Source organism: Natroniella acetigena, assembly GCF_023227745.1.
GTDB lineage: Bacteria > Bacillota > Halanaerobiia > Halobacteroidales > Halobacteroidaceae > Natroniella > Natroniella acetigena.
This window is the reverse complement of record NZ_JALKBX010000019.1, coordinates 20,216-42,523: the sequence shown is the minus strand read 5'-3', so window position 1 is coordinate 42,523 and position 22,308 is coordinate 20,216. Positions and strand designations below refer to the sequence as shown.

19 protein-coding genes are annotated in these 22,308 nt (G+C 37.3%); all 19 read left to right on the top strand.

The genetic code is table 11. From position 1 onward, the window contains the following. Positions 1 to 176 precede the first annotated feature (176 nt). The 19 genes from MWH25_RS06240 (at position 177) to kdsA (ending at position 22,301) form a co-directional block, all read left to right on the top strand. Positions 177 to 2,117, top strand: coding sequence for a carboxypeptidase-like regulatory domain-containing protein (locus tag MWH25_RS06240; RefSeq protein ID WP_248626785.1), 1,941 nt, complete (start codon positions 177 to 179; stop codon positions 2,115 to 2,117). A gap of 17 nt (positions 2,118 to 2,134) precedes the next feature. Next, positions 2,135 to 3,238 (top strand): LptF/LptG family permease, encoded by a 1,104-nt coding sequence (locus MWH25_RS06235; RefSeq protein ID WP_248626784.1) that lies wholly within the window; start codon positions 2,135 to 2,137, stop codon positions 3,236 to 3,238. Positions 3,239 to 3,444: 206 nt separating this feature from the next. Continuing rightward, complete coding sequence (locus tag MWH25_RS06230) at positions 3,445 to 4,527, top strand: LptF/LptG family permease (RefSeq protein WP_248626783.1); 1,083 nt, start codon at positions 3,445 to 3,447, stop codon at positions 4,525 to 4,527. A gap of 377 nt (positions 4,528 to 4,904) precedes the next feature. Beyond that, complete coding sequence (locus MWH25_RS06225) at positions 4,905 to 7,100, top strand: LPS-assembly protein LptD (RefSeq protein WP_248626782.1); 2,196 nt, start codon at positions 4,905 to 4,907, stop codon at positions 7,098 to 7,100. Then, a complete protein-coding gene (gene lptC / locus MWH25_RS06220; RefSeq protein WP_248626781.1) occupies positions 7,087 to 7,653 on the top strand; it encodes an LPS export ABC transporter periplasmic protein LptC in 567 nt (188 codons plus the stop codon). The genes MWH25_RS06225 and lptC overlap by 14 nt, the downstream gene beginning before the upstream one ends. After that, positions 7,643 to 8,251, top strand: a complete 609-nt coding sequence (locus MWH25_RS06215; protein WP_248626780.1) for an LptA/OstA family protein — start codon at positions 7,643 to 7,645, stop codon at positions 8,249 to 8,251. The genes lptC and MWH25_RS06215 overlap by 11 nt, the downstream gene beginning before the upstream one ends. Positions 8,252 to 8,398: 147 nt before the next feature. After that, positions 8,399 to 9,295, top strand: coding sequence for a hypothetical protein (locus MWH25_RS06210; RefSeq protein WP_248626779.1), 897 nt, complete (start codon positions 8,399 to 8,401; stop codon positions 9,293 to 9,295). Between the two features lie 138 nt (positions 9,296 to 9,433). Then, positions 9,434 to 10,792, top strand: coding sequence for a hypothetical protein (locus tag MWH25_RS06205; RefSeq protein ID WP_248626778.1), 1,359 nt, complete (start codon positions 9,434 to 9,436; stop codon positions 10,790 to 10,792). 11 nt (positions 10,793 to 10,803) lie between these two features. Next, positions 10,804 to 11,541, top strand: coding sequence for an amino acid ABC transporter ATP-binding protein (locus MWH25_RS06200; protein WP_345947230.1), 738 nt, complete (start codon positions 10,804 to 10,806; stop codon positions 11,539 to 11,541). 70 nt (positions 11,542 to 11,611) lie between these two features. After that, positions 11,612 to 12,457 (top strand): UDP-3-O-acyl-N-acetylglucosamine deacetylase, encoded by an 846-nt coding sequence (lpxC, locus tag MWH25_RS06195; protein WP_248626776.1) that lies wholly within the window; start codon positions 11,612 to 11,614, stop codon positions 12,455 to 12,457. Beyond that, the gene (gene fabZ / locus MWH25_RS06190) at positions 12,451 to 12,882 is read left to right on the top strand and encodes a 3-hydroxyacyl-ACP dehydratase FabZ (RefSeq protein WP_248626775.1); all 432 of its coding nucleotides are present in this window, start codon (positions 12,451 to 12,453) and stop codon (positions 12,880 to 12,882) included. Before lpxC ends, fabZ begins: the two co-directional genes overlap by 7 nt. Before the next feature lie 19 nt (positions 12,883 to 12,901). After that, positions 12,902 to 13,699, top strand: a complete 798-nt coding sequence (gene lpxA / locus MWH25_RS06185) for an acyl-ACP--UDP-N-acetylglucosamine O-acyltransferase (RefSeq protein WP_248626774.1) — start codon at positions 12,902 to 12,904, stop codon at positions 13,697 to 13,699. 171 nt (positions 13,700 to 13,870) lie between these two features. Continuing rightward, positions 13,871 to 14,677 (top strand): LpxI family protein, encoded by an 807-nt coding sequence (locus MWH25_RS06180; RefSeq protein ID WP_248626773.1) that lies wholly within the window; start codon positions 13,871 to 13,873, stop codon positions 14,675 to 14,677. 417 nt (positions 14,678 to 15,094) lie between these two features. Beyond that, positions 15,095 to 16,246, top strand: a complete 1,152-nt coding sequence (gene lpxB, locus MWH25_RS06175) for a lipid-A-disaccharide synthase (RefSeq protein WP_248626772.1) — start codon at positions 15,095 to 15,097, stop codon at positions 16,244 to 16,246. Beyond that, positions 16,233 to 17,966 carry an ABC transporter ATP-binding protein gene (locus tag MWH25_RS06170; protein ID WP_248626771.1) on the top strand — a complete coding sequence of 578 codons (1,734 nt, stop codon included), beginning with the start codon at positions 16,233 to 16,235 and terminating at the stop codon, positions 17,964 to 17,966. Before lpxB ends, MWH25_RS06170 begins: the two co-directional genes overlap by 14 nt. A 249-nt stretch (positions 17,967 to 18,215) precedes the next feature. Beyond that, the gene (locus MWH25_RS06165) at positions 18,216 to 18,869 is read left to right on the top strand and encodes a lysophospholipid acyltransferase family protein (protein WP_248626770.1); all 654 of its coding nucleotides are present in this window, start codon (positions 18,216 to 18,218) and stop codon (positions 18,867 to 18,869) included. 3 nt (positions 18,870 to 18,872) lie between these two features. Continuing rightward, positions 18,873 to 20,000: a tetraacyldisaccharide 4'-kinase gene (gene lpxK / locus MWH25_RS06160; RefSeq protein WP_248626769.1), complete on the top strand. Its 1,128-nt coding sequence runs from the start codon at positions 18,873 to 18,875 to the stop codon at positions 19,998 to 20,000. Further along, positions 19,991 to 20,734, top strand: a complete 744-nt coding sequence (kdsB, locus tag MWH25_RS06155) for a 3-deoxy-manno-octulosonate cytidylyltransferase (RefSeq protein ID WP_248626768.1) — start codon at positions 19,991 to 19,993, stop codon at positions 20,732 to 20,734. The genes lpxK and kdsB overlap by 10 nt, the downstream gene beginning before the upstream one ends. A gap of 739 nt (positions 20,735 to 21,473) precedes the next feature. Next, positions 21,474 to 22,301: a 3-deoxy-8-phosphooctulonate synthase gene (gene kdsA / locus MWH25_RS06150; protein WP_248626767.1), complete on the top strand. Its 828-nt coding sequence runs from the start codon at positions 21,474 to 21,476 to the stop codon at positions 22,299 to 22,301. Positions 22,302 to 22,308 lie beyond the last annotated feature (7 nt).

The window sequence follows — 22,308 nt, the reverse complement described above, 5'->3', positions numbered from 1 at the left end:
AAAGTTTTTTAACTGTACACTGTTCACTGTAAACTGTACACTGATATTTAGTGGCAAAGTGCCACTAAATATCAATATAGTTCCATTATTATGAAATTGATCAATAGAGGTAAATTGATGAGTGATGTCTAATATAATAATTAAGATCAAAATTTTAGGGAGAAAGGGTGAAACTGATGAAGGTGCGATTTAATCATAGAGTACTGATGATTGTTTCTTTAGTATTAATTTTAGGATTATTAGTAGGTTGTAGAGGGGAAGATGAGTTAGAAGCTGGAGAAATCTACTTGGAGGTGATCAATCCTGAGGATGCTACTGTTGAACTACTCCAAGATGGAGAAGTAGTTGAGTCGGAAACAGGAGAGCTATTCCATTTTACTGATTTAGAAGCAGGAGAGTATCTATTACAAGTTAGTAAGGAAGGATATCAGAGTTTTGAATCCGATATCATAATTGCTGATGAACCGATAGTTTTTACAGAGATAAATTTAAAAGAAAAAGAAGTAGATGAGCTTAAGCCGACCGATCTTAAGTTGGAGATTAAGGATATCAATGGTAATTGCATAGATGCTAAGGCAGTTTTATTAGAAGATGAGCGTGTGGTTCGTTCTGAGCAGGGTGGGCAGGTTGAGTTTTTAGAGGTACCACCAGGAGAGTACATACTTAATGTTAGTCAAGATACTTATCAGCCTGTAGAGCAAGAGCTAGAGCTGACAGGTGAAGAGGTTGCTAAGAGTGTTACTTTAAAGGGAGGAAAGATAGAACAAGAGATTGTAAGGTCAACCGATGAACAAGTAATCGATATTAAAGGGTTGAAAAGTGATGAAGAAGTGATAGTAGCTGTCAGTCCGTTGGATGTTGAATCAACTACTGGTAAAAAACATGACTTTACTCTTGATCTAGTTTATTATAATTATTTTGGTGAACGGGAGCGAGTTGAAATTAATGATTCTAGACCAGATTTTATTTCCCAATCTGAAGAAGGGGTTGAAGATCAGATCAGGGCCAAGGAGATGGAGCTGATTGAGGATAATGATTATCAGCAATTAGAGCAAAGGACTACAACAAAAGAATATAGCTTCTATGAGACGGAAGATTTTTATGTGCCTAATCTGATCAATCCGACCGATAAAGAGAAATCGATTGTAACGGCGAAGATGGTAGGGGCAGGAGAGCATATTTATGTCTTTGTCGATAAGCGAGCTGATCTTGAACTTAATACAGTTGATCGGTTGGTTGAGGAGTTTGATACCAATATTTATCCGACCTTGACTGAAAAATTTGGACAACCATCTGATGTAGATAATAATGAAAAGATTATGGTTCTATTAACCAAATTCAATAATCCTAATACGTCAGGCTTCTTTTATCCTGATGATCTGCGTCGGGATGTTGAAGAGACTAACTTTAATGATTTGGTTTATCTTAATCTAGAAAAGGGGACGGGGAGGAATTTATATCCAACGTTGGCCCATCAATTTCAACATCTGATCTTTTATAATCAAAAGCTGGCTGCTAATCGACAGGTAGATGATATTTGGATCAATGAAGGATTGGCTAAACTGGCTGAAAAGTTAACAGGGTATATCGATTCTGGTCAAGAAGGTTGGTCGTGGGATGGAGGAAATGATTGGGTTTATAGTCAATCAACTGCTCATCCTGGTTACTTTATGTTGACTGATGAGATTGCTGTGATAGGTGATCAATTGAGCATCCCTTATTTGGGTGGAGTAGGCCTGTTTACTACTTATCTATACGAACAGTATGGAATTGAGCTATTAACTGCAATTATGACAGCTCAAGAGAGTCCACAGCAAGTCATCGTTCAAGAGACTGGTTTAGAGTTAGAGCAGATCTTTCTAAATTGGTTAACGACTAATGTTACAGATCAAGTTGTTAGAGTTGATAGCTCAGTCTATAATTATCAATCTTTTGACTTGGTTAGAAAGCCTGAAATGTTGGAAGTTGATGATGATTATACTGGACAGTTATCAATTAAGGAGAATGGAGTTCAGTACTTGAGATTATATGGTCAAAACTCTGACTTACAGCTTCTGTTGACAGTTCCAGAGGGGTTGGATGTGGGAGTAGTTACTATCAGAAAGGAAAGAAATTAAGATAAAGAGGTGGTGGTGTGTTAAAATTAAAACCCCAGATAATTGATCGGTATCTACTAGCAGAGTTTTTAAAGCCCTTTTTACTCTCAATCTCTATTTTGACTGTGATCTTAATCAGTAATTATCTATTTGAGTTAACCGATTTAATTATCGTTAAAAGGGTTGCTATCTTGCGAATTGTGGAACTGTTATTATATAAAATTCCAGATATTGTGGTGGAAAGTTTAGCTATTTCTGTCTTGTTTGCTACCTTACTTGCAATGAGTCAACTGGTTAAGAATAATGAATTGACTGCTTTAAGAATGGGAGGGGCCAGCTTGCAAAGGTTGTTGGCCCCTTTATTCTTATTAGCTATGATTATCTGTGTAGTTAATTATTTAGTCAGCCAACAGGTTGTACCATGGGCCAACCATCGGGCCCAAAATATTGTTAGACAGACTATTTTAGAAGAAGGGCCCCCTAATTTACAACAAGGCTCTTTCTTTGAAGGCGGAGATGAAAAATACTTCTATATTCAACAGGTTGATAATCGGCAAGGGAGGTTAGAGCAGATTATAGCTTATGAGATGGAGGAAGAAGGATTTCCTCGTTTAATAACAGCAGAGCAGGGTTATTTCGCAGGGGAGATCTGGCATTTAGAAGAGGGGATGATCCATAAGTTAAATGATGATGGAGAGGTAACCTATCAATCTGACTTTGATGAGTTGGAGATAAATCTAAATCAAGAAATAAGAGAATTTTATGGACAACAACGGACGACTGCTGAGATGAGTCGAGCTGAGCTGAGAAGGGAGATTGAGCTCTTTCAGGAAAGTGGCTTAAATGTCAGTTCATTATTGGTTGATTATCATTTGAAATTGGCTGAGGTCTTTATTTCTTTAATCTTTGTTCTGCTTGGGGTACCATTGAGTTTAAAATCAAAGCAGGGCAAGGCCTTTGGAGTGATAAGTAGTATTGTGATTATGTTTTTGTATTATTTATTGGTATCATTTTTTCGTTCATTAGGAAGGAATCAGATGTTGACGCCACTATTGGCAGCTTGGCTACCCAATCTAATCTTTGTAGGAGTAGCAATCTATTTAATCTTCAAGGAAGAGTACTTTTCGATAAAAAAGCATTGAATACTTAAAGAGCATTGAATATTGAATATTGAATAGTGAATATTGTGTAACAATTGATAGTTGACAATTGAAGTTAAGCTATATATCAGTTAAGCTTTAAATTTAATGGTTTTAACTATTAAATATTAAATATTAAATATGTTTTTTAGACTATTCAATATTAAATGTTAAATATTAAATGTAATAACGATCGGGTGGGGATGGTTATGAAAGGATTAAAAATAGTTGATCGATATCTGGTGCTAGAATTCTTAAAGCCTTTTCTTTATTCTTTAGCTGCACTGGTGATAGTGATGTTGAGTGGTTACCTATTTCAATTGACTGATTTCATTATTATCAGAGAGGTTCCACTTCAGCTTGTAGCTAGATTATTATCATATCGTTTACCTCCTATTATAGTACAAAGTATTGCGATCGCAGTCTTGTTGGCTACTATCTTATCTTTAGGTCGGCTGGTTAAGGATAATGAACTGAGTGCTTTACAGATGGGTGGGATCAGCTTTATTCGCTTAATTTATCCATTATTAGTTCTAGCAATAGTAGCTAGCTCTATAATTTATGGTTTGAATGAAAGGGTTGTGCCTCAAGCCAATACTAATTACCAGCGGATAGTAAAAGAAGAGATCTATCAAGATCAGGAGTCAGGAGTTTATACCGATCTCCTCTTTAGAGGAGGAGAGGAGCAGTATTTTTATGCTGGAGAAGTTGATGATCAAGAGCAGCAATTAAAGTGGGTCATGATCTATCAGCAAGGAGAAGAGAAGCGGATAATTACTGCTAAAGCAGGAAGCTTTACAGAAGATAGTTGGTTGCTGGAAGAAGGATTAATTAGTGAGCTGGATGCTGATGATTATTTGGTTAAAGAGGAAGTGTTTAAAGGTTTAGAAATAGAAGTTGGTCGGGATTTCAGACAGTTTTATCGATATGATAGTAGGCAACCAAGTGAGATGAATCGCAAACAGTTACGAGAACAGATTGATTTATTTACAGAAGCCGGGATTGATACCAATCAATTGGTGGTCGAGTATCATTTTAAATTAGCAGAAGCAATTTTACCGTTGATCTTTGTCTTGGTCGGTGCTCCATTAAGTGTTGGTTCTGAAAAGGGTAGGCTGTTTGGAATTATAGCCAGTATTATTATTATCTTTATTTATTTTGCTGTGGTTTCTATCTTTCGTTCGTTAGGTGGGAATGGAGTTGTTGAACCTTTTTTAGCAGTTTGGTTTCCTAATCTACTGGTAGGTGGGGTGGGCGTTTATCTGTTGTTGAGGGAGAATTATTTTAGCTAAATTACAATTATGTGTCACTGGAAGTGACACATAATTGAGTTGACAGTGTACGGTTTACAGTTTACAGTTAAGATCAAAACCTTAAAAGTTTAAGAGCCTAAGAACCCTAAAAAGCTTGATACTTAAAGGTTTAGAATGGTTTTGATTTGAATGTTTTAATGTTCTTAATTGTACACTGTCCACTGTAAACTGTACACTGATATAAAGTGGCAAAGTGCCACTTTATATCAATTTAGTTTCAACTTTAAGGATTTTACCAATTACTAGTCACCAGTCACTAATTACTAAAAGCCTAGAAAGGGGTAGCAATAATCAAAGCTGTTAATTATAAATTTTATCTAATATTAATAATAATTCTACTTTTTGCACCAACTACTTTGGCAGCAGATGAAAAGGTTAATCTTGAAGCTGATCAGGTACTTTATTTTCGTGAAGAGCAGTTGATTAAAGCTATCGGCTCTGTTTATTTACTGACTGGTGAGATGGAGATTGAAGCTACTGAGATGGAAATAGATCTAGGTCAGAATAAATTGGTAGCTACAGGTGAAGTCAAGATTACAGAAGGAGATGGCCAATATAGGGCCAAGTACTTAGAGCATGATCTAGAAACTAAGCAGGGAGTTTTAGTTGAAGGAGAAGGAATAGTTATTGCTTCTAATATTGAAGAGCAGATTTATTTAGAGAGTCCTGAAGTTAATTATAATCCAGAAGAGATTGAAACGAGAGATACTTATTTTACAACCTGTAATCGTGAGGAGTCTCATTATTACTTTAAGGCCAACGAATTAGTGATTTATCCTGGTGATAGGATTGTGGCTAAGCATGTTGTCTTTTGGGAGATGAGTGGGAAGTTACCTCTGTTTTATCTACCAGTAATGGTTTATCCATTACGAGAGCAAGAGCCTGGATTTTATCCCCAGGCTGGTTATAGCAGGCAGCGGGGTTGGTTTGTTAAGACTACATATAATTATTATTTAGGCTCTGGTTATGAGAGTTGGCCCGGTTCGGCATTCGCAGGTGATTTTGGACAGTTATATATCGATTATTTCAGTAAGATGGGCTTTGCTGGAGGATTTAAGCATTATTATCGCTCCCAAGAAGATGATCAGTCTTATCTCTATCTTTACCTAGAAGATGACCAACGTGAGCAAGATGATGGGCCATGGGTCAGTACAGAGCTTGATCGGAAGATGAAGTTAGATAATGGTGAAAGGAGTTTTAATCTAGCCTACCAAAACCACTATTCTAATTATCAGCACGGTAGATTGTTTGAGCTGAATTTTGATCAATCTCTTGAATTTGATAAGTGGGCCAACCAAGTTGCAATCGATTATAGTCATGATCAAAGTGAACAACATGAATTTAATCTAGGCCTTGACTTTGATAAGTTGAGAGCTGATTTTTATGATGATCGTTTAGCACTCGGTCTTGATTATGGTTATACTGAAGAAAAGAATAGTTATGGCTTAGAGCTTGACTATCGGACTTATTTTACTAATAATCTCTTCCTTGACTATGAATTAGATCTTGACTATGAAACTAAAGAGCAGTATGAGTATGGAGACTATGATACTGCTATCCGCGTAAGTGAGAATCAACGGGCCTATGATTGGACTGTTGAAGCTGATTTGCAAGGTGATACTGAAGAAGTTGAAAGTTACTATTTGCCTAAGTTTGATCTGACGTTGGCCCCTGCTCAGCTATTAGGAGTCAATTATTTGAACAATTTCGAAGTAGGTCTAGGAGGTAGTAATCGTTACCAAGTAGACTGGGAAGACACCAAGCAACATGGTTACTTGGAAGGTAATTATCGGGATAATTTAAGGTTAGGTTCTGCTCATCGGCTTAATTATCAGCAAGGTATTCAACAAGATATCTATAATCAAGGTTATGCTCATTGGTCTTATGATAGTGATCTAATTCTATTCAGTGATTTAGGTAATAATTGGTCCAACCGACTGAGTTATCGCTACCGGACTGTACAAGGAGAAGCACCTTCTGGTTTTTCTAATAATAATCCTAAGCATAAATTAGAAGAAAGACTATTGTGGCGTCGAGGTAGAAGTAGATTTCAATTAAGAACAGGGTATGATTTTTTGACCGAACGGTATGATGATCTAGAACAGAGGTTAAACTATCAGTTTAATGAAGAGTATCAACTAGAGAATATACTCTCTTATGATTTAAATCAAAGGGAGTTTAAGGAATTTGCTACTACTTTTAAAGTAGAACAGGATAATCTTAATTATCAAACAGGGGTTCGTTTAGATCTGAATGATCTAGAAATGCTCAAATGGGATAATAGCTTAGATTGGACAACAGGTCAGTGGAATATCAAGTTGAATAGTAGTTATGATCAACCTAATGATCGGTTTAGCACTGCTAATTTAGCAATAGAAAGAGATCTTGATTGTCGTAAGTTGACCTTATCTTATGATCATCTCAATCAAGAAGTCTGGCTACAGTATCAGATTACAGCCTTTCCTGAACAAGAGATCAGATTTGGTAGTAGTGAAGGAGAAGGGATGTTGTTTGATACAGATTTAGGAGGTTTACTCGATGAAACGGACTAAATTATATCTACTAGTGGTTATAGTAATTTTAGGGGTTAGTGGTTTAGTAGTCTGCTTAGAAGTTGAGGAAGAAGAAGAACAAGTTGATTATCAATATCAAATTAGAGAGGCACGGATTGTCAGTTATTTAGATCGGGAGCGAAGATGGGCTCTGCAGTTAGAGCAGGTTATAGAACCTTTAGTTACTGATGAGCAGGAAGAAGAGAAGATAATTGCTCATCAAGTTGAGGAGGGAAAGTTTTTTGAAGGGAAGCAAGTTAGATATAATTTAGCTGTAGATCGTCTGAACTATGATCAACAGAGTGAAGATCTACAATTAAGAGGGAATGTCAGACTGACAGAGAATACGGGCCAAGAGATTAGGACGGAGAATTTAGATTGGTTAGCAGCAGAGGAAGAGTTTAGAACAGATAGTCCAGTAATCTATCTATTTAATGATGGCCAATTATCTGCTGGAGGGATGACAGCTGATTTGACAGCAGAGGTAATTGATTTTACAGCTGGGGTAGAGATGACTTTTAATTTTAAAGGGGCTGACAGTAATGAAGAATAAGTTGGTAATTATCTTATTATTGTTATTACTAGTTACATCTGTTGTTGAGGCAGAAGAAGGAAGCTTAACGTCTGAACAGCTCCGTTATTTGAAGGAAGAAGAGATTTATTTAGCTACAGGCGATGTCTACTTCTCTTATCAAGCAGATGAGATAACTGCTGAACAATTGGAGATGAACCGTAAGACAGAAGAACTCTTCTTTAGTGGCGATGTTTATCTTGAGCAGATAGATGGTGCTCAGATCTGGGGCCAACAGTTAACCTTGAAATTGCAAGAAGAGCTATTAATTGCTGAGGATGAGGTACGGCTTAAAACAGAAAAAGAAGGAAAACAACTAGATTTAACAGCCGATTATCTTAAAATCTGGACCGATACTGATGAGCTCTTAGCTAAGGGTAATCTATTTGTAATCTATGATGGACAGGAGATTACTGGTGAGAGGTTGAAGTCTCAAGCTGATAAAAATAAGATTATTATTACAGAGAATGTTGAAATTAGGGAAGATGATCAATGGTTACAGGCTAAGAAGGTTGTGATAGATCTAGAAACAGGAGATTTTGACGCTACAGGGAAGGTTAAATTGGAATTTGAGCTTTAAGGTTAAGGTTTGCTTTGTTATAATATCTTAGAAGGGGTTATTTAATTATTATAAAACCAAGTAATTAATTGCTCCTAATCCATTAATTACAGGAAGGATGCTATTTACTCCTCCTTTCCTTGAATGTTATAATAGGGGAGGATAGGAGTGAAAAAAATGCTTCTTCTGAAGTCAGGTTTTGGGAAAGATATCGTTATTTTATTTATAGTAACGATTATTGTTAGCACATTACTTTCATTAGTTGTAGGAAATTTAGCCGATTTTTATTTTGGAGATACAGTCAATGAACTACTTGGAGATTATGGAGAGTATGATTTGGCACTGATTGTTGATAAAGATTTAAAGGAAGAGGCTGAAGGTCAAGCACAAGAGGTAATTGATACTAAATTAGATGGTTCTGAATTGGTTACAGGGATTGAGTTGGCAGGAAAGACTAATTTTTTCATTAGGTTAGATGATCAATATCAAAATCAAGAGATCTATACCCAGGTGAATGACTATTTTCAAGGTATACCGGGGTATAATAATTTATCACTGATGACTGAACCACGGCTTACAGTCCAAGGTTTACAAGCGGACAGTGGTCAATTTTTACAGGAGCAAATTGAGGCTTTATCAGGGGTTGATTTTACTTTTATTGAGGGTGATAAATTAGAAGTTATTGTAACAGATGCTGAATTATTACCCTCCGTGCAAGAAGAAGTGGAGGATTTAATGGCAGAATATCAGGTCTTGACAGTCCGGTTTCCATTTGATCAACAGGCGGATGATTTATTGGCTTTAGGTGATCAATTGGCAGGAGCAGTTAATGAAGAATATCAAGTTGAGGCTGAAAATATTACGAAGACAGATTTTAGTGACTTGGATTCTTTAGTCAAGACGATGAGCGAAATGAAAAACTTTTTAAGTAGTTATGCCACTGTAGTTGAGATTGAGTTGGCAGATGAAGCTGATTTAGAGGTAGGGGATCAACTTGCTATTCCAGCCCAAGATCAAGAACAGGTTATGTTGCGATTAACTGAACTGGATGGTCAGTTGGCCTGAGCAGTTATAACTGCAGGAGATAGTACTGAGCTCTTAGGGGAGAATGCTTACCAGCTAGCGGATGGCAAGTTAGGGGCCAAAGCAGGAAGTCTACAAATTAGTAACCCTCGTCAAGAATTAGCTTATGCCGTAGAGCAGATGTCTAAGTTGGTTCCCCAATTGGATCAGATTTTTGCTAGAACTGATAATCTATTAACGGAACTGATGGAGGTTATTACTGCCTTTGGACACTTAACCGAAACAGTAGAAGAGATTAATCATTTGACTACTAGATTAGATGGGTTTGGACAAGGAGAGTTTGAGATTGGACAACTTCAAACTACTTTGCAGAGCTTAGAAGATAACTTAGATAACTTAGTTACTTTAATTAATAGATTAAATTATGCTCAAAGCTTAATTATCGAATTTCAGGATTTTTTAGTGACAACGCAAGCTGAATTGAGAATGCAGAGTAATAACTTAGAGCCAACAAGTCCTTATCGGCAGCAGTTAGAAGAGTTAATAGCTAATTTGGCTGAATTAGAAAGTAGAATCGATCAAAATACAGCTGAAATTATAGAAGTTATTAATAATTATAATCCCTTATTGACTGAAGTGACTTCCTGGCAAGAGGATGTTACAACAGTTAATCAGGTATTAGCTAATTTAGAAGCTGGGGATGAAGAACGAGCTCAAGAGTTAGTAGCTGATTTGACAGATGGAGATCTATTTGCTGAACTAAACGAGGTGCAGCAGCAATCTCTAGCACTTGATTTAGTTGAATTAGAAGAAGAGGTAGCCAGTTTACAGAGATTGGATTTTGAAGCAATTGTTGAAGAATTAGAATATATTCAGCAAGCTTTACCAAAACTAAGGGATGAAGAGATTACCGATAGTATTGATTTGATAGATCAGCACCTGGCAGGAAGTGTTATTCCTGGAGCAGAGCTCTCTTTATTAGTACCTGCTGAAGCTGAATTAGAAGGTGTTGAAGCTATAGTTGAGCAGCAGTTAGGAGCTGGATTATCATCTTATACTTCGCAAGTAGCGATTATCAATCCTGATCTGAGAGGACAGATTTATCAGATTCTGAGTGAAGTTAAGACCTTATTGATGGCTTTAACTGCGATAATTTCTATTTTATTCTTTTTGTTGTTTGATCAAACCTTACTAATTAATGCTATTAGATTGATTGAAAGGGATCAGAATAAAAAGCAGTGGATTGATTTAGGTAGTTGTTATGGGTGTTTAACCGGGGCCAGTTTATTAGGGACTACCTTTTATTTAACTGGAGCTGAAATACCATATATTCCTTTCTATATCAGTTTTTTAGTCGGTGGAGTATTAGGGATTATAGCAGCTAAGAAAGCTAAAGCGATGAATGAAATTTCACAGGATGAATTTAGAGCAGGTCAAGCCTTTGGTTTTAATTATGCTCAAATTATGCAGGAAATTATAATTCCTACCAGTAAGCCGGGGCTGTTGAAATTACTAAATAAGAGGAAGGTCTATTTTTAATGGAGGAAGCTATGTTACAAGTCAATAACCTAATCAAAAGTTATGGTTCAACTCAAGTCTTAACTGGGGTCGATTTTAAGGTGAATAAAGGAGAGACTGTTGCGATTATGGGGCCAAGTGGTTGTGGTAAATCGACAACTATTCGCTGTATTAATCGCTTGACTGAGCCTGATGGTGGAGAGATTATCTTTAAAGGAGTTCCAGTTTTAGAGCTGTCTGAACAACAGTTGTTGTCATTAAGAAAAGAGATTGGCTTTGTATTTCAAAAGTTTAACTTAATTGAGCGCTTGACAGTACTAGAGAATATTATCTTGCCTGTGATTAAGACTGAGGTTGAAGCTTGTGAGCAGGAGTTAGAGCAGAAAGCATTGCAGGTCTTAGAAAAAGTCAAGTTAGCAGAAAAAGCTACTAGTTCTATTAAGCAGTTAAGTGGAGGCCAAAAACAACGTGTAGGAATTGCCCGTGCACTAATGATCGATCCCAGTTTATTATTACTAGATGAACCGACTGCTTCTTTAGATCCAATTTTGGTTAGAGAGGTATTAGAGGTTATTGAAGAGTTAACTGACTTACAGGATACAGCAATTATTATTGTAACTCATGAGGTCTCCTTTGCTTTACAGGTTGCTGATCTGATCTTATTGATGGATCAAGGTAGGATTGTAGAGCAGGGGAGTCCTGCTGAGATCTTTGTTGCTCCCCAATCTGAAGTCGGTCAAAAGTATAAAAAGTTACTGGAATATTATTAAAGTTAGGTCAACAAGCAGGAAAATGTTGAGCTTTATTGAATTAGTAAAGAGTTTAAAAGGAGGAAGTAGGTTGCTAAGGAAACAGCAGACAATCAAGAAAGAATTTAGTTATACGGGAACGGGTCTTCATACTGGTGAAGATGTAACGATTGCTTGTAAACCTTTACCGGTCGATCAAGGGATTAAATTTAAGAGAGTTGATCTACCAGAACAACCAGAGTTAGTAGCAACTGTAGAAAATGTACATTCAACTACACGATGTACTACATTAGGGACTGATAAGTGGCAGATCAATACTGTAGAACACTTTTTAGCAGCCCTGAATGCTCTACAGATAGATAATCTATTGATCGAAATAGATGCTAATGAGCCTCCAATTACTGATGGGAGTGCTAAGGTATTTTGTCAACTTTTACAGGAGGTTGGGATTGAAGAGCAAGAGCAAGAAGTAACAATTTATCAATTTGATCAGCCGCTATATGTGAGAAAAGGTGAACAGTATTTGACTATATTACCCAGTGATCAATTCAAGATCAGTTATACCTTTGTTAGTAATTATCAAGGGCTAGGTGATCAGTTTGCTGAATTTATTATTTCTGAAGAAGTATTTAATGAAGAGGTTAGTTCAGCACGAACTTTTGGGTTTGCTCATGAGGTAGAGAAGTTACAAGAGGCAGGTCTAGCTTTAGGAGGTAGCCTTGATAATGCTATCTTGATTGCTGAGGATGGTCCCATTAATCAATTACGCTTTAATGATGAGATTGCAAGGCATAAAATTTTGGATATTGTAGGGGATATGAAGTTGGTACCAGAGTTCAGGGGCCATATTATAGCTATTAGGTCTGGACATGAATTGAATTTTGAGTTAGCTAAAAGAATAAAAGGAGTAATTACTAAGGAGGAGTTATCATGTTAGATATTACTGAAATCAAGGAAGTTTTACCACATAGATATCCATTTTTATTGGTTGATCGAATTTTGGAGGTTGTAGAAGGAGAAAAAGTAGTTGGGCTGAAGAATGTAACAACGAATGAAGAATTCTTTAATGGTCATTTTCCAGGACATCCAATCATGCCTGGTGTTCTAATTTTAGAGGCAATGGCTCAAGTTGCTGGTGTTGGTCTATTAAAATCAGTAGATAAGCCTGAAGAGAAGGTGCCTTACTTTGCTAGAATTGATAATGCTAGATTTAGAAAACCAGTCCAACCTGGAGATCAATTGATTATTGAGGTTGAGATCGTTAAATTAAGAGGTGCAGTGGGTAAAGTAGAAGCTAAAGCTTTTGTTGACGAGGAAGTAGTAACTGAAGCAACATTAACCTGTGCAATTCAAGATAAATAATTAGGTAGGGGGATAAATAATGAATAATAATGTTGTACGTCTCAATAACATCCATGAGACAGCCGTAATTGAAGCTGGAGCAGAGATTGCCAAAGATGTTGAAATTGGCCCGTATGCTGTAATTGGAGAGAATGTAAAGATCGATTCAGGAACTGAAATTGGGGCACATGCTGTAATTAAAGGTTGGACTAAAATAGGTAATAATAATAAGATCTTTAATGGGGCGTCAATCGGTCAAGAACCACAGGATTTGAAGTTTAAAGGGGAAGAGAGCTACTTAGAAATTGGTGATGGAAATAAAATTCGGGAATTTACTACAATTCATCGTGGAACTGAAGCAGGTGGTGGAATAACTAGGATTGGTAATGATAATTTGATTATGGCTTACTGCCATGTGGCTCATGATTGTCAATTAGGAAATAATATTATTATGTCCAATGCTGCTAACCTGGCAGGACATGTAATTGTTGAGGATTCAGCAGTAATTGCTGGTTTAACTGGGATTCATCAATTTGTAAGAATTGGTAAGATGTCTATGGTAGGTGCTGGCTCTAAGGTAGTCAAGGATGTACCACCTTATGTCTTGGTTGATGGACATCCAGCCAGTGTCAGTGGGATCAATGTTGTAGGTTTAAGAAGAAATGGAGTTGAACCTGAATTAAGGCGGAAGATTAAACGGGCATATAAGATTCTTTATCGCTCTAATTTAAATATGTCACAAGCAATCGAAAAGATGGATCAGGAATTGGATAGCAGTCCTATGGTCGAGCATTTCTTAAGATTTTTACGTAATGCTCAACGTGGCATCTGCCGGTAAAGCATTGAATATTTAATATTGAATAATGAATAATAAAGAGTATTGAATATTTAATATTGAATGATGAATAGTTTGAAATCACTTGAAAGAAATTATATATTTTAAGGCTTTGAATTTCAACTATTAAATGTTAAATATTAGATGTTAAATGTTTCACTGAGGGGGTTAGGTATGGCTAAATTAGGTTTGATAGCAGGTGATGGTAATTTGCCCGTCTTATTTGCGCAAGCGGCTGTTGCTCAGGGAATAGAGCTAGTGGGAATTACTGTTACTCCAGAAGCGATAAGTGATGAGTTGGACAAGGCTGTAGATGAGTTATATCAGATTAATGTGGGCCAATTAAGAGAGATTATCACTACTTTACAGGATGAAGAGGTAGAAGAGGTTGTGATGTTAGGCAAGGTAACTAAGGAGTTACTCTTTCAGGGGATTGAATTAGATCAAGAGTTCAAACAGCTGTTGGCCCGACTGGATGAGAAGAATGATGATGCGATTATGTTGGCGATTGTAGATAGATTGGCTGAGGCAGGAATTGCAGTCAGTGATCAGACCAAGTTTATAGCTGATCTATTTCCTCAGCCGGGAGTCCTAACTGAGATTGAGCCTGGAGCAGAGGTTTGGGAAGATATGAAATTGGGTTTTAGACAAGCCAAAGAGATTGGTCGATTAGATATTGGACAGACAGTAGTTGTCAAAGATGGAGCAGTGATGGCTGTAGAAGCGATAGAAGGAACTGATCAAGCTATCTTGCGTGGGGGTAAGCTGGGCCAAGGTGAAGTAGTTGTAGCTAAAGTCAGTAAGCCCAAGCAGGATCAGCGATTTGATATTCCGACGGTAGGTATAGAAACATTAGAGAATTTGATCAAGGTCGATGCAGCAGGATTGGTGATTGAAGCTGGTGAGACCTTTATTGTGAAGCAAGAGGAATTTATTAAGCGAGCAGAGGAAGCCAAGATTCCAATCGTAGCGATAGAGTAAGAGCATTTAATATTGAATATTGAATATTGAATATTTAATATTGAATAGTTAAAGTTAAGGGCTTAAAACAAATTTACAGTTTATAATTTACAATGTACAATTAAAGATCAAGAGCTTAAAAGAATGATAGTCTAAAATTTAACTATCAATTTATTCGCGTTAACAGAAGACGATTTTTGGTATTATAGAGCTTTGAAGTGAAACTTTATTACAATTATGTGTCACTTTGTGACACATAATTGAGTTGACAGTGTACAGTGAACAGTTTACAGTTAAGATCAAAACCTTAAAAAATTAAGACCTCTGAAATGCCTTATGTTGGCAGGTTTAGAGTGATTTTGATTTAAGTTTTTAATGGTTTTAACTGTCAACTGTAAACCGTAAACTGTACACTGAATTTTAGAAGTTGGTGATTTAATGGAAAAGATAATGGTGGTAGCAGGAGAAGCTTCTGGTGATATGCATGCTGCTAGGGTCATTGAAGAGTTAAAGAAGTTAAACCCTGAGTTAGAATTTATCGGTATGGGGGGCCAACGGATGGCTGAAGCTGGAGTAGAGTTGGTATATGATCCTACTAAATTGAGTACGATTGGCTTTGTAGAAGCAGTTAAGCACTTGAGGTTGATGTATCGGATCCTCGATAAATTAGAACAGGTAATGAAAGAGGAAGAACCAGCAGTGATCTTGTTGGTTGATTATTCAGGCTTTAATATGAAGGTAGCCAAAGTAGCTCAAAGATGTGGGATTCCTGCAGTTAATTATTTTGCGCCTTCAGCTTGGGTCTGGGGTCAATGGCGGGCCAAGAAGATGGCTAAGCGTGATGTTACAATTGCTTCTGTCTTTCCGATGGAAGAGGAAGTTTATCGTCAGGCAGGAGCTGAAGTAGAATTTGTGGGACATCCGATCTTGGATATTGTTAATCCTGATTTGGATACTACAGAATTTCGTCGAAAGTATAATCTATCTTCTGAGCAGACGATAGTTGGTCTCTTACCTGGTAGTAGGCAACAGGAGATCGAGCAATTATTAGAACCGATGTTAGAAGCAGCTTACCAACTAGAAGAAGATTATCAAGGAGAACTTAAGTTTTTATTACCAGTAGCAGATACAATTACTAATTCTGATCTGGAAGCAGAAATTAAGCGGCATGATTTAGACGTTGAGTTGATTACTGGACAATCTTATCAAGTAATGAAGGTGGCTGCTTTAGTGCTGACTGCATCAGGAACAGCTACTTTAGAAGCCGCCTGCTTTAAAACACCGCTGGTAATTATCTATAAGACATCGCTGATTACTTATCTATTAGGAAAGTTATTAGTTAAGATACCTTATGTTGGATTGCCTAATGTTATTGCTGAAGAAGAGATTGTACCTGAGTTATTACAAGGAGCTGTAACTGGAGAGAAGATAGCAGATCAGGCTTTAAAGATTCTAAATTCTAACTCTAAACAAGAAGAGATCAAAGAGCAATTAGATGAAGTAGTCGAACGATTAGGAGCTGAAGGAGCAATTAAACGAGTAGCTAACTTAGTTTTAGCTACAGGGGGTATTAGTAATGGAACTAGCTAAAAGGGTTTTAAAGTACTTGAAACCATATAAAGGGCGGTTAGTACTAGGAATTATTTGTATGTTATTGAATGCGGCAGTCTCGATCTTCTTTTTTGAGCAGTTTGGTAGATTTATGGATGCAATCATTGGTAGTCTTTATCAGCAGGAAGCTGGGATGGCAGATCTTAATTTATTGATCGTAGTGATCTTCTTTATCTTCTTCTCACGGGCTATCTTTTATTACGGTGAGAAGTATTTAACCGCTTATGTTTCACAAAATGTAGTTAAGGATTTAAGAAATGATCTCTATTATAACTTGCAAAACTTATCATTAGATTTTTATGCTAAGCATAAGACAGGAAGAATTATGTCGCGGGTGACCAATGATGTAGGAATCTTAGAGGGGGCTATTGTTTCTGGAGCGATTGGGATCTTCAGTTATGTATTTCAAGTGATTGGTGGAGTAGGGAAATTATTTTATGATAATTGGCGGCTAAGTGCTTTTGCATTTATTCTCTTTCCTTTAATCGGTTATATTATTGATTACTTTAATCGTCGGCTTAGAAAGGTCAGTAAGAGGGCCCAGGTCAAGATTGCTGATGTATCTGATATCTTACAGGAGACGATCAGTGGAGTGCGGGTCGTTAAATCATTCCAGCGTGAAGATTATGAATATCAACGATTTGAAGAGCTAAACTATGGTAACTTCCGGGCCAATATGAAACATTCGCAGTTAAAAGCTGTACTATCTCCAGTCACTGAATTTCTAGCTGAGATATCCTTTATCGTTGTTCTGTGGTATGGAGGTCGCCAGGTTATGGTGGGGCAGATGAGTCCTGGTGAATTAACAGGATTTTTTACCTTATTATTATATTTGACTACTCCACTACGAAAGTTAACCAAGTTATCAGGAACTATTCAACGGGCCTTAGCTGCTGCAGAACGAATCTTTGAATTTATGGATTTTGAGCCTACTATTCAAGATCATGAAGCTGCTCAAGAAATAGATGAGATAGAGGGTACGATTGAGTTTGAAGGTGTCAGTTTCAGTTATGATGATGAATTGGCTTTGGATAAGATTAACTTGCGGGCCAAACCAGGACAGATGGTAGCTTTAGTTGGCCCTAGTGGGGCTGGAAAATCGACCTTAGTTAATTTAGTACCTCGCTTTTATGATCCTGAGGCTGGACGAATTAAATTGGATGGCATCGATATCAAAAAGATCAAGTTAGGCTCATTACGAGATAAGATGGGAATTGTTCCCCAAGAGACGGTCTTATTTGGTGGAACAATTAAAGAAAATATTCTGTATGGTAATTTAGAAGCCAGTGAGCAAGAGGTAATCAAGGCTGCTCAAGCTGCCAATGCCCATGACTTTATCTTGGAGTTGCCACAAGGTTATCAGACTGAAATTGGAGAGCGTGGTAGTGGATTATCAGGGGGCCAAAAGCAACGGATTGCTATTGCTCGAGCAATCTTAAAAGATCCCCAGATCTTAATCTTGGATGAAGCGACCTCTGCTTTAGATACAGAATCAGAGGCTTTGGTTCAAGAGGCATTAGATCGCTTAATGGAAGAGCGGACAACCTTTGTGATTGCCCATCGCTTATCGACTATCTTAGATGCTGATCAGATTGTAGTGATGGAAGAAGGAAGAATAGTTGAGGTTGGTACTCACCAGGAGTTGCTAGAGGAAGATGGAGTCTATTGTAATCTATATGATGTGCAGTTTAATAAGTAATAGTTTACAGTTGACAGTGTACAGTTTACAGTTAAAGATCAAAATCTTAAAAATAAAACCTGCTAAAATATTTTAATTTTACAGGTTTAGAGTGAGCTGTATTTTTGATCTTATGTTTTTTAAGGTCTTTCCTTCGGGTTCTTTAAACCCTTCGTGATGAAAAAATCTGCTCTTAGATTTTTTCTATCCACTGTCAACCGTTGTCAACCGTCAACTGTTCACTGTACACCGATAAAGGTAGGTGACAAAATGAAGGAGCAGTTAAAGTTAAAATTAATCCCTAACGTGGCATTACTATTAGCTAAAGTGATCAATTCAAGCCTTAGTTTAGCGGTTCAAGGTGCAGAGAGAGTAAATAAATTACTAGCTGGTGATAAATCAATTATTTTCGCTCCCTGGCATGGACAGTTATGGCTACCTAGTTACCATCTTCGTAACCAAGGCTATGTTGCTTTGGCCAGTCAAAGTCGTGATGGAGAGTATATTTCTCGGTTACTGCAGAAGTTAGGTTGGGATGTAGTACGTGGCTCTACCTCTCGTGGTGGAGCTCGTTCATTGCTAAAGTTGGTCAAAAAACTGCGCCAAGGCAATCATATAGCCATTACTCCTGATGGGCCAAGAGGGCCAATCCATCAAGTCAAGCCAGGGGTTGTTTATTTGGCCCAGAAGACGGATAGTATAATAATACCTATCGGTGTTTCCTATACTAGAAAGAAGGTCTTTGGTAGTTGGGATCGCTTCTGGTTGCCTGCTCCTTTCAGTAAAGCTGCTTTAGTTTATGGAGCAGGATTAGAGATCAAAGAAGACAAATTATCGACTCTAGAAATTGAAAAATATCAAAAGTTATTAGGACAGAAAATTAATCAAGCAGGTCAAGCTGCTGAAAAGATGCTAGGTGATTAATAAATGGAAGTAGAAGAGTATTTACTTGAAGTAGTTCAAGGAAATAAGACAGGAATTGTTGCTCAGATTTTGTTAATTATATTAAAGGCACTTTCTAAAATTTATGGTGCAGGTATTTTTATCAGAAGGAAGTTCTATCAATGGGGAATAAAAAAAGAAGAGGTCTTAGCTACTAAAGTGATCAGTATTGGTAATATTACAGTTGGAGGGACAGGTAAGACCCCTCTAGTTAAGCTATTAGCTTTGACTTTATTGGAAGCAGATTATCAGGTTGTGATCTTGAATCGGGGTTATAAGGCCGATTTTTCTGGTGATATTGGAGTAGTATCTGATGCTAAAGAGATCTTAATGGATGCTAAACAAGCAGGTGATGAAGCCTTTATGTTAGCTAAGGAATTACCCCAGGTTCCAGTCATCATTGGCCCTGCTCGTAGGCAGACAGGTGCTTATGCTGCACAAAGATTTGAACCTGATTTTATTATTTTAGATGATGGATTTCAGCATTGGCAGGTAGCAAGAGATTATGATTTAGTAGTCATCGATGCTACTAATCCGTTTGACAATGGTGAACTATTACCACGGGGGTTATTAAGGGAACCAGTCACTAGTTTAAATAGAGCCCATGCTTTCTTATTGACTAAGACTGATCAAGTCGAGCAAGCTGAATTAACTGAAATTAGACGTAGATTGATCGAGATTAATCCAGCAGCTACAATTATTACTACTAAACATCAGCCAACTTATCTACGGGAGTTGGTCAGTGACAGACAACAAGAAGTTGACTTGACAGAGCAGAGGGTATTGGCAGTATCTGGAATTGGGAATCCTGAATCGTTTGAGCAGACCCTTGAAGATTTAGGAGCAGAAGTAGTAGAGCAGATTAGATTTAGAGATCATCACCAATATTCTAAGAATGAAATTGTAGAGATCTTTAGTTTGGCCAGTGAAGTTAATGTTGACCGGATTATTACCACTGAGAAGGATGCAGTCAGTATTAAACCGAAACTAGTAACTGAAATTGGGCAAGAAAGGATAGATTTTGAGGTGCTAGGGATGGAAATGCAGATCATTGATTCGCAAGATAAGTTTTCTGATTTAGTCGCTAAAATGGAGGTGGCAAGATGCAAGTAATAGGAATCATACCAGCCCGCTATGCTTCGACTAGATTACCAGGTAAACCATTAAAAGAGATTGCTGGTCAGCCGATGATTCAGCATGTCTATCAACAGGCTGTAGCAGCTGATAGCTTAGCTCAGGTGATTGTAGCAACCGATGATCAACGGATCTATCAAGCTGTCGAAGATTTTGGTGGGCAGGTAGAAATGACTTCTAAGGATCATCAAACAGGAACTGATCGTCTAGCTGAGGTTGCTCAAAACTTAGAGGCAGAGATAATTGTCAATATTCAGGGAGATGAACCATTATTGAATCCTGAGATGATCGATCAAGCAGTTGAGCCTTTACTAGAGGATAGCACAATTCAGATGGGTACTTTAAAACATAAGATTATTGACCAACAGGAGATTGATAGTCCGCATATCGTCAAAGTGGTAACTGATCAAGACGATTTTGCTCTTTATTTTTCTCGAACAGCGATTCCGTATCCGCGTCAGGAGACTGGACTTGATTACTATAAGCATATTGGTCTTTATGTCTATCGTCGTGACTTTTTACTTAGTTATACTGAGATGGAACAGACACCATTAGAGGAGCAGGAGTCATTAGAACAGTTGCGGGTGTTGGAGAATGGCTATCGGATTAAGGTAGTTGAGACGGAGTATGAAGCAATTGGGGTTGATACGTTAGAAGACTTGGAAAGAGTTAGAGAAATAGTTGACAGTGAACAGTTGACAGTTGACAGTTGACAGTTGACAGTTGACAGTTGACAGTTGACAGTTGACAGTTGACAGTTAAGATCAAAAGCGTGGGAACTACAAATTTGCACGAATAAAAAACAAATTTACAATTGACAATGTACAATTTACAATTAAGAGCAAGAGCTTAAAATCAAGAGAAGCCAAAGATAAAACAAATTTACAGTTTATAATGTACAATTAAAATTCAAATAATAAATATTAATTAATGATTAAGAATAAAATAAACTACTTCGAGAGTAGATGTAATCGGTTGTTAAAATTTTAGCTACAGGTTTTAATCACCCTAAGAGTACTTCTTTGAGAAGTAAAAAACAACTCTTTCAGGGCATTGTGGTGGTTGATCAGAATAATAATTGAATTACTAATCACTAATAATTAACAACTAGTCACTGAGTACTCTCAGCCAAAAGAAAATATTGTAAATAAGAATGTTTAGTGGATAATATCTTGCAGATCTTGATGGTTTTATTGTTTTGATTGTATAGTTTTGATTTTAATTGTCAATTGTAAACTATCAATTGTCCCTACGGGTCTTGATCAAGACCCTTCGTGAAAACCATAAAAACCATATCAATTAGGCGGGGGGCAGAGAAATTTAGTTATCTGCGAAGCATTGTAATAGCAGGCTTTAATTTAGCAAATGGTTTTTATTACGGAAAGTCTAATAAGACTTGTAGGGAGAGTACTAATTACTAGTAACTAGTCACTAATAACGGGAGGTATATAGATGGTTAAGGAGATTGTTTTAAATCAAGAAGTTAAATTTGGTAATGGACGACCTTTTGTTTTGTTGGCAGGGCCATGTGCTTTAGAGAGTGAAGAGCGGGCTTTAAAGATTGGAGAACAGGTTAAAGAGATTACTGCTCGCTTAGGAATTCCTTATGTTTTTAAAGCATCTTATGATAAGGCCAATCGTTCTGCAATCGATTCTTATCGTGGGCCAGGTTTAGAGCAAGGATTAAAGAGTTTAGAACGGATTAAGCAGGAGTTGGAAGTACCAGTTATCTCTGATGTTCATACAGCTAAAGAAGCTAAAGTAGCTGGAGAAGTCTTGGATATTGTACAGATTCCAGCCTTTTTATCGCGCCAGACTGATCTAGTAACGGCAGTAGGTGAGACAGGTAAGCTGGTCAATGTCAAGAAAGGGCAGTTTTTGGCCCCGTGGGATATTGATCAGGTTGTGAAAAAGATTGAAAGTACAGGAAATGAGAAGATATTATTGACGGAGCGAGGAGTCAGCTTCGGTTACAACAATTTGGTAGTTGATATGAGATCATTGCCACGGATGAGAGAGACCGGTTATCCAGTCGTCTTTGATGCTACTCATAGTGTTCAATTGCCTGGAGGAGCAGGTGATTCTTCAGCAGGTGAACGGGAGTATGTTCCTTATTTAACTAGAGCAGCAGTAGGAGCAGGGATTGATGCCTTATTTATGGAGGTTCATGATCAGCCTGAAGAAGCCTTGTGTGATGGGGACAACATGGTACAAATCGATGATTTAGAAGAAATTTTAATTCAAGCCCAAGCAATCGACCAAGTGGTTAAAGGAGGATAAGCCAGTG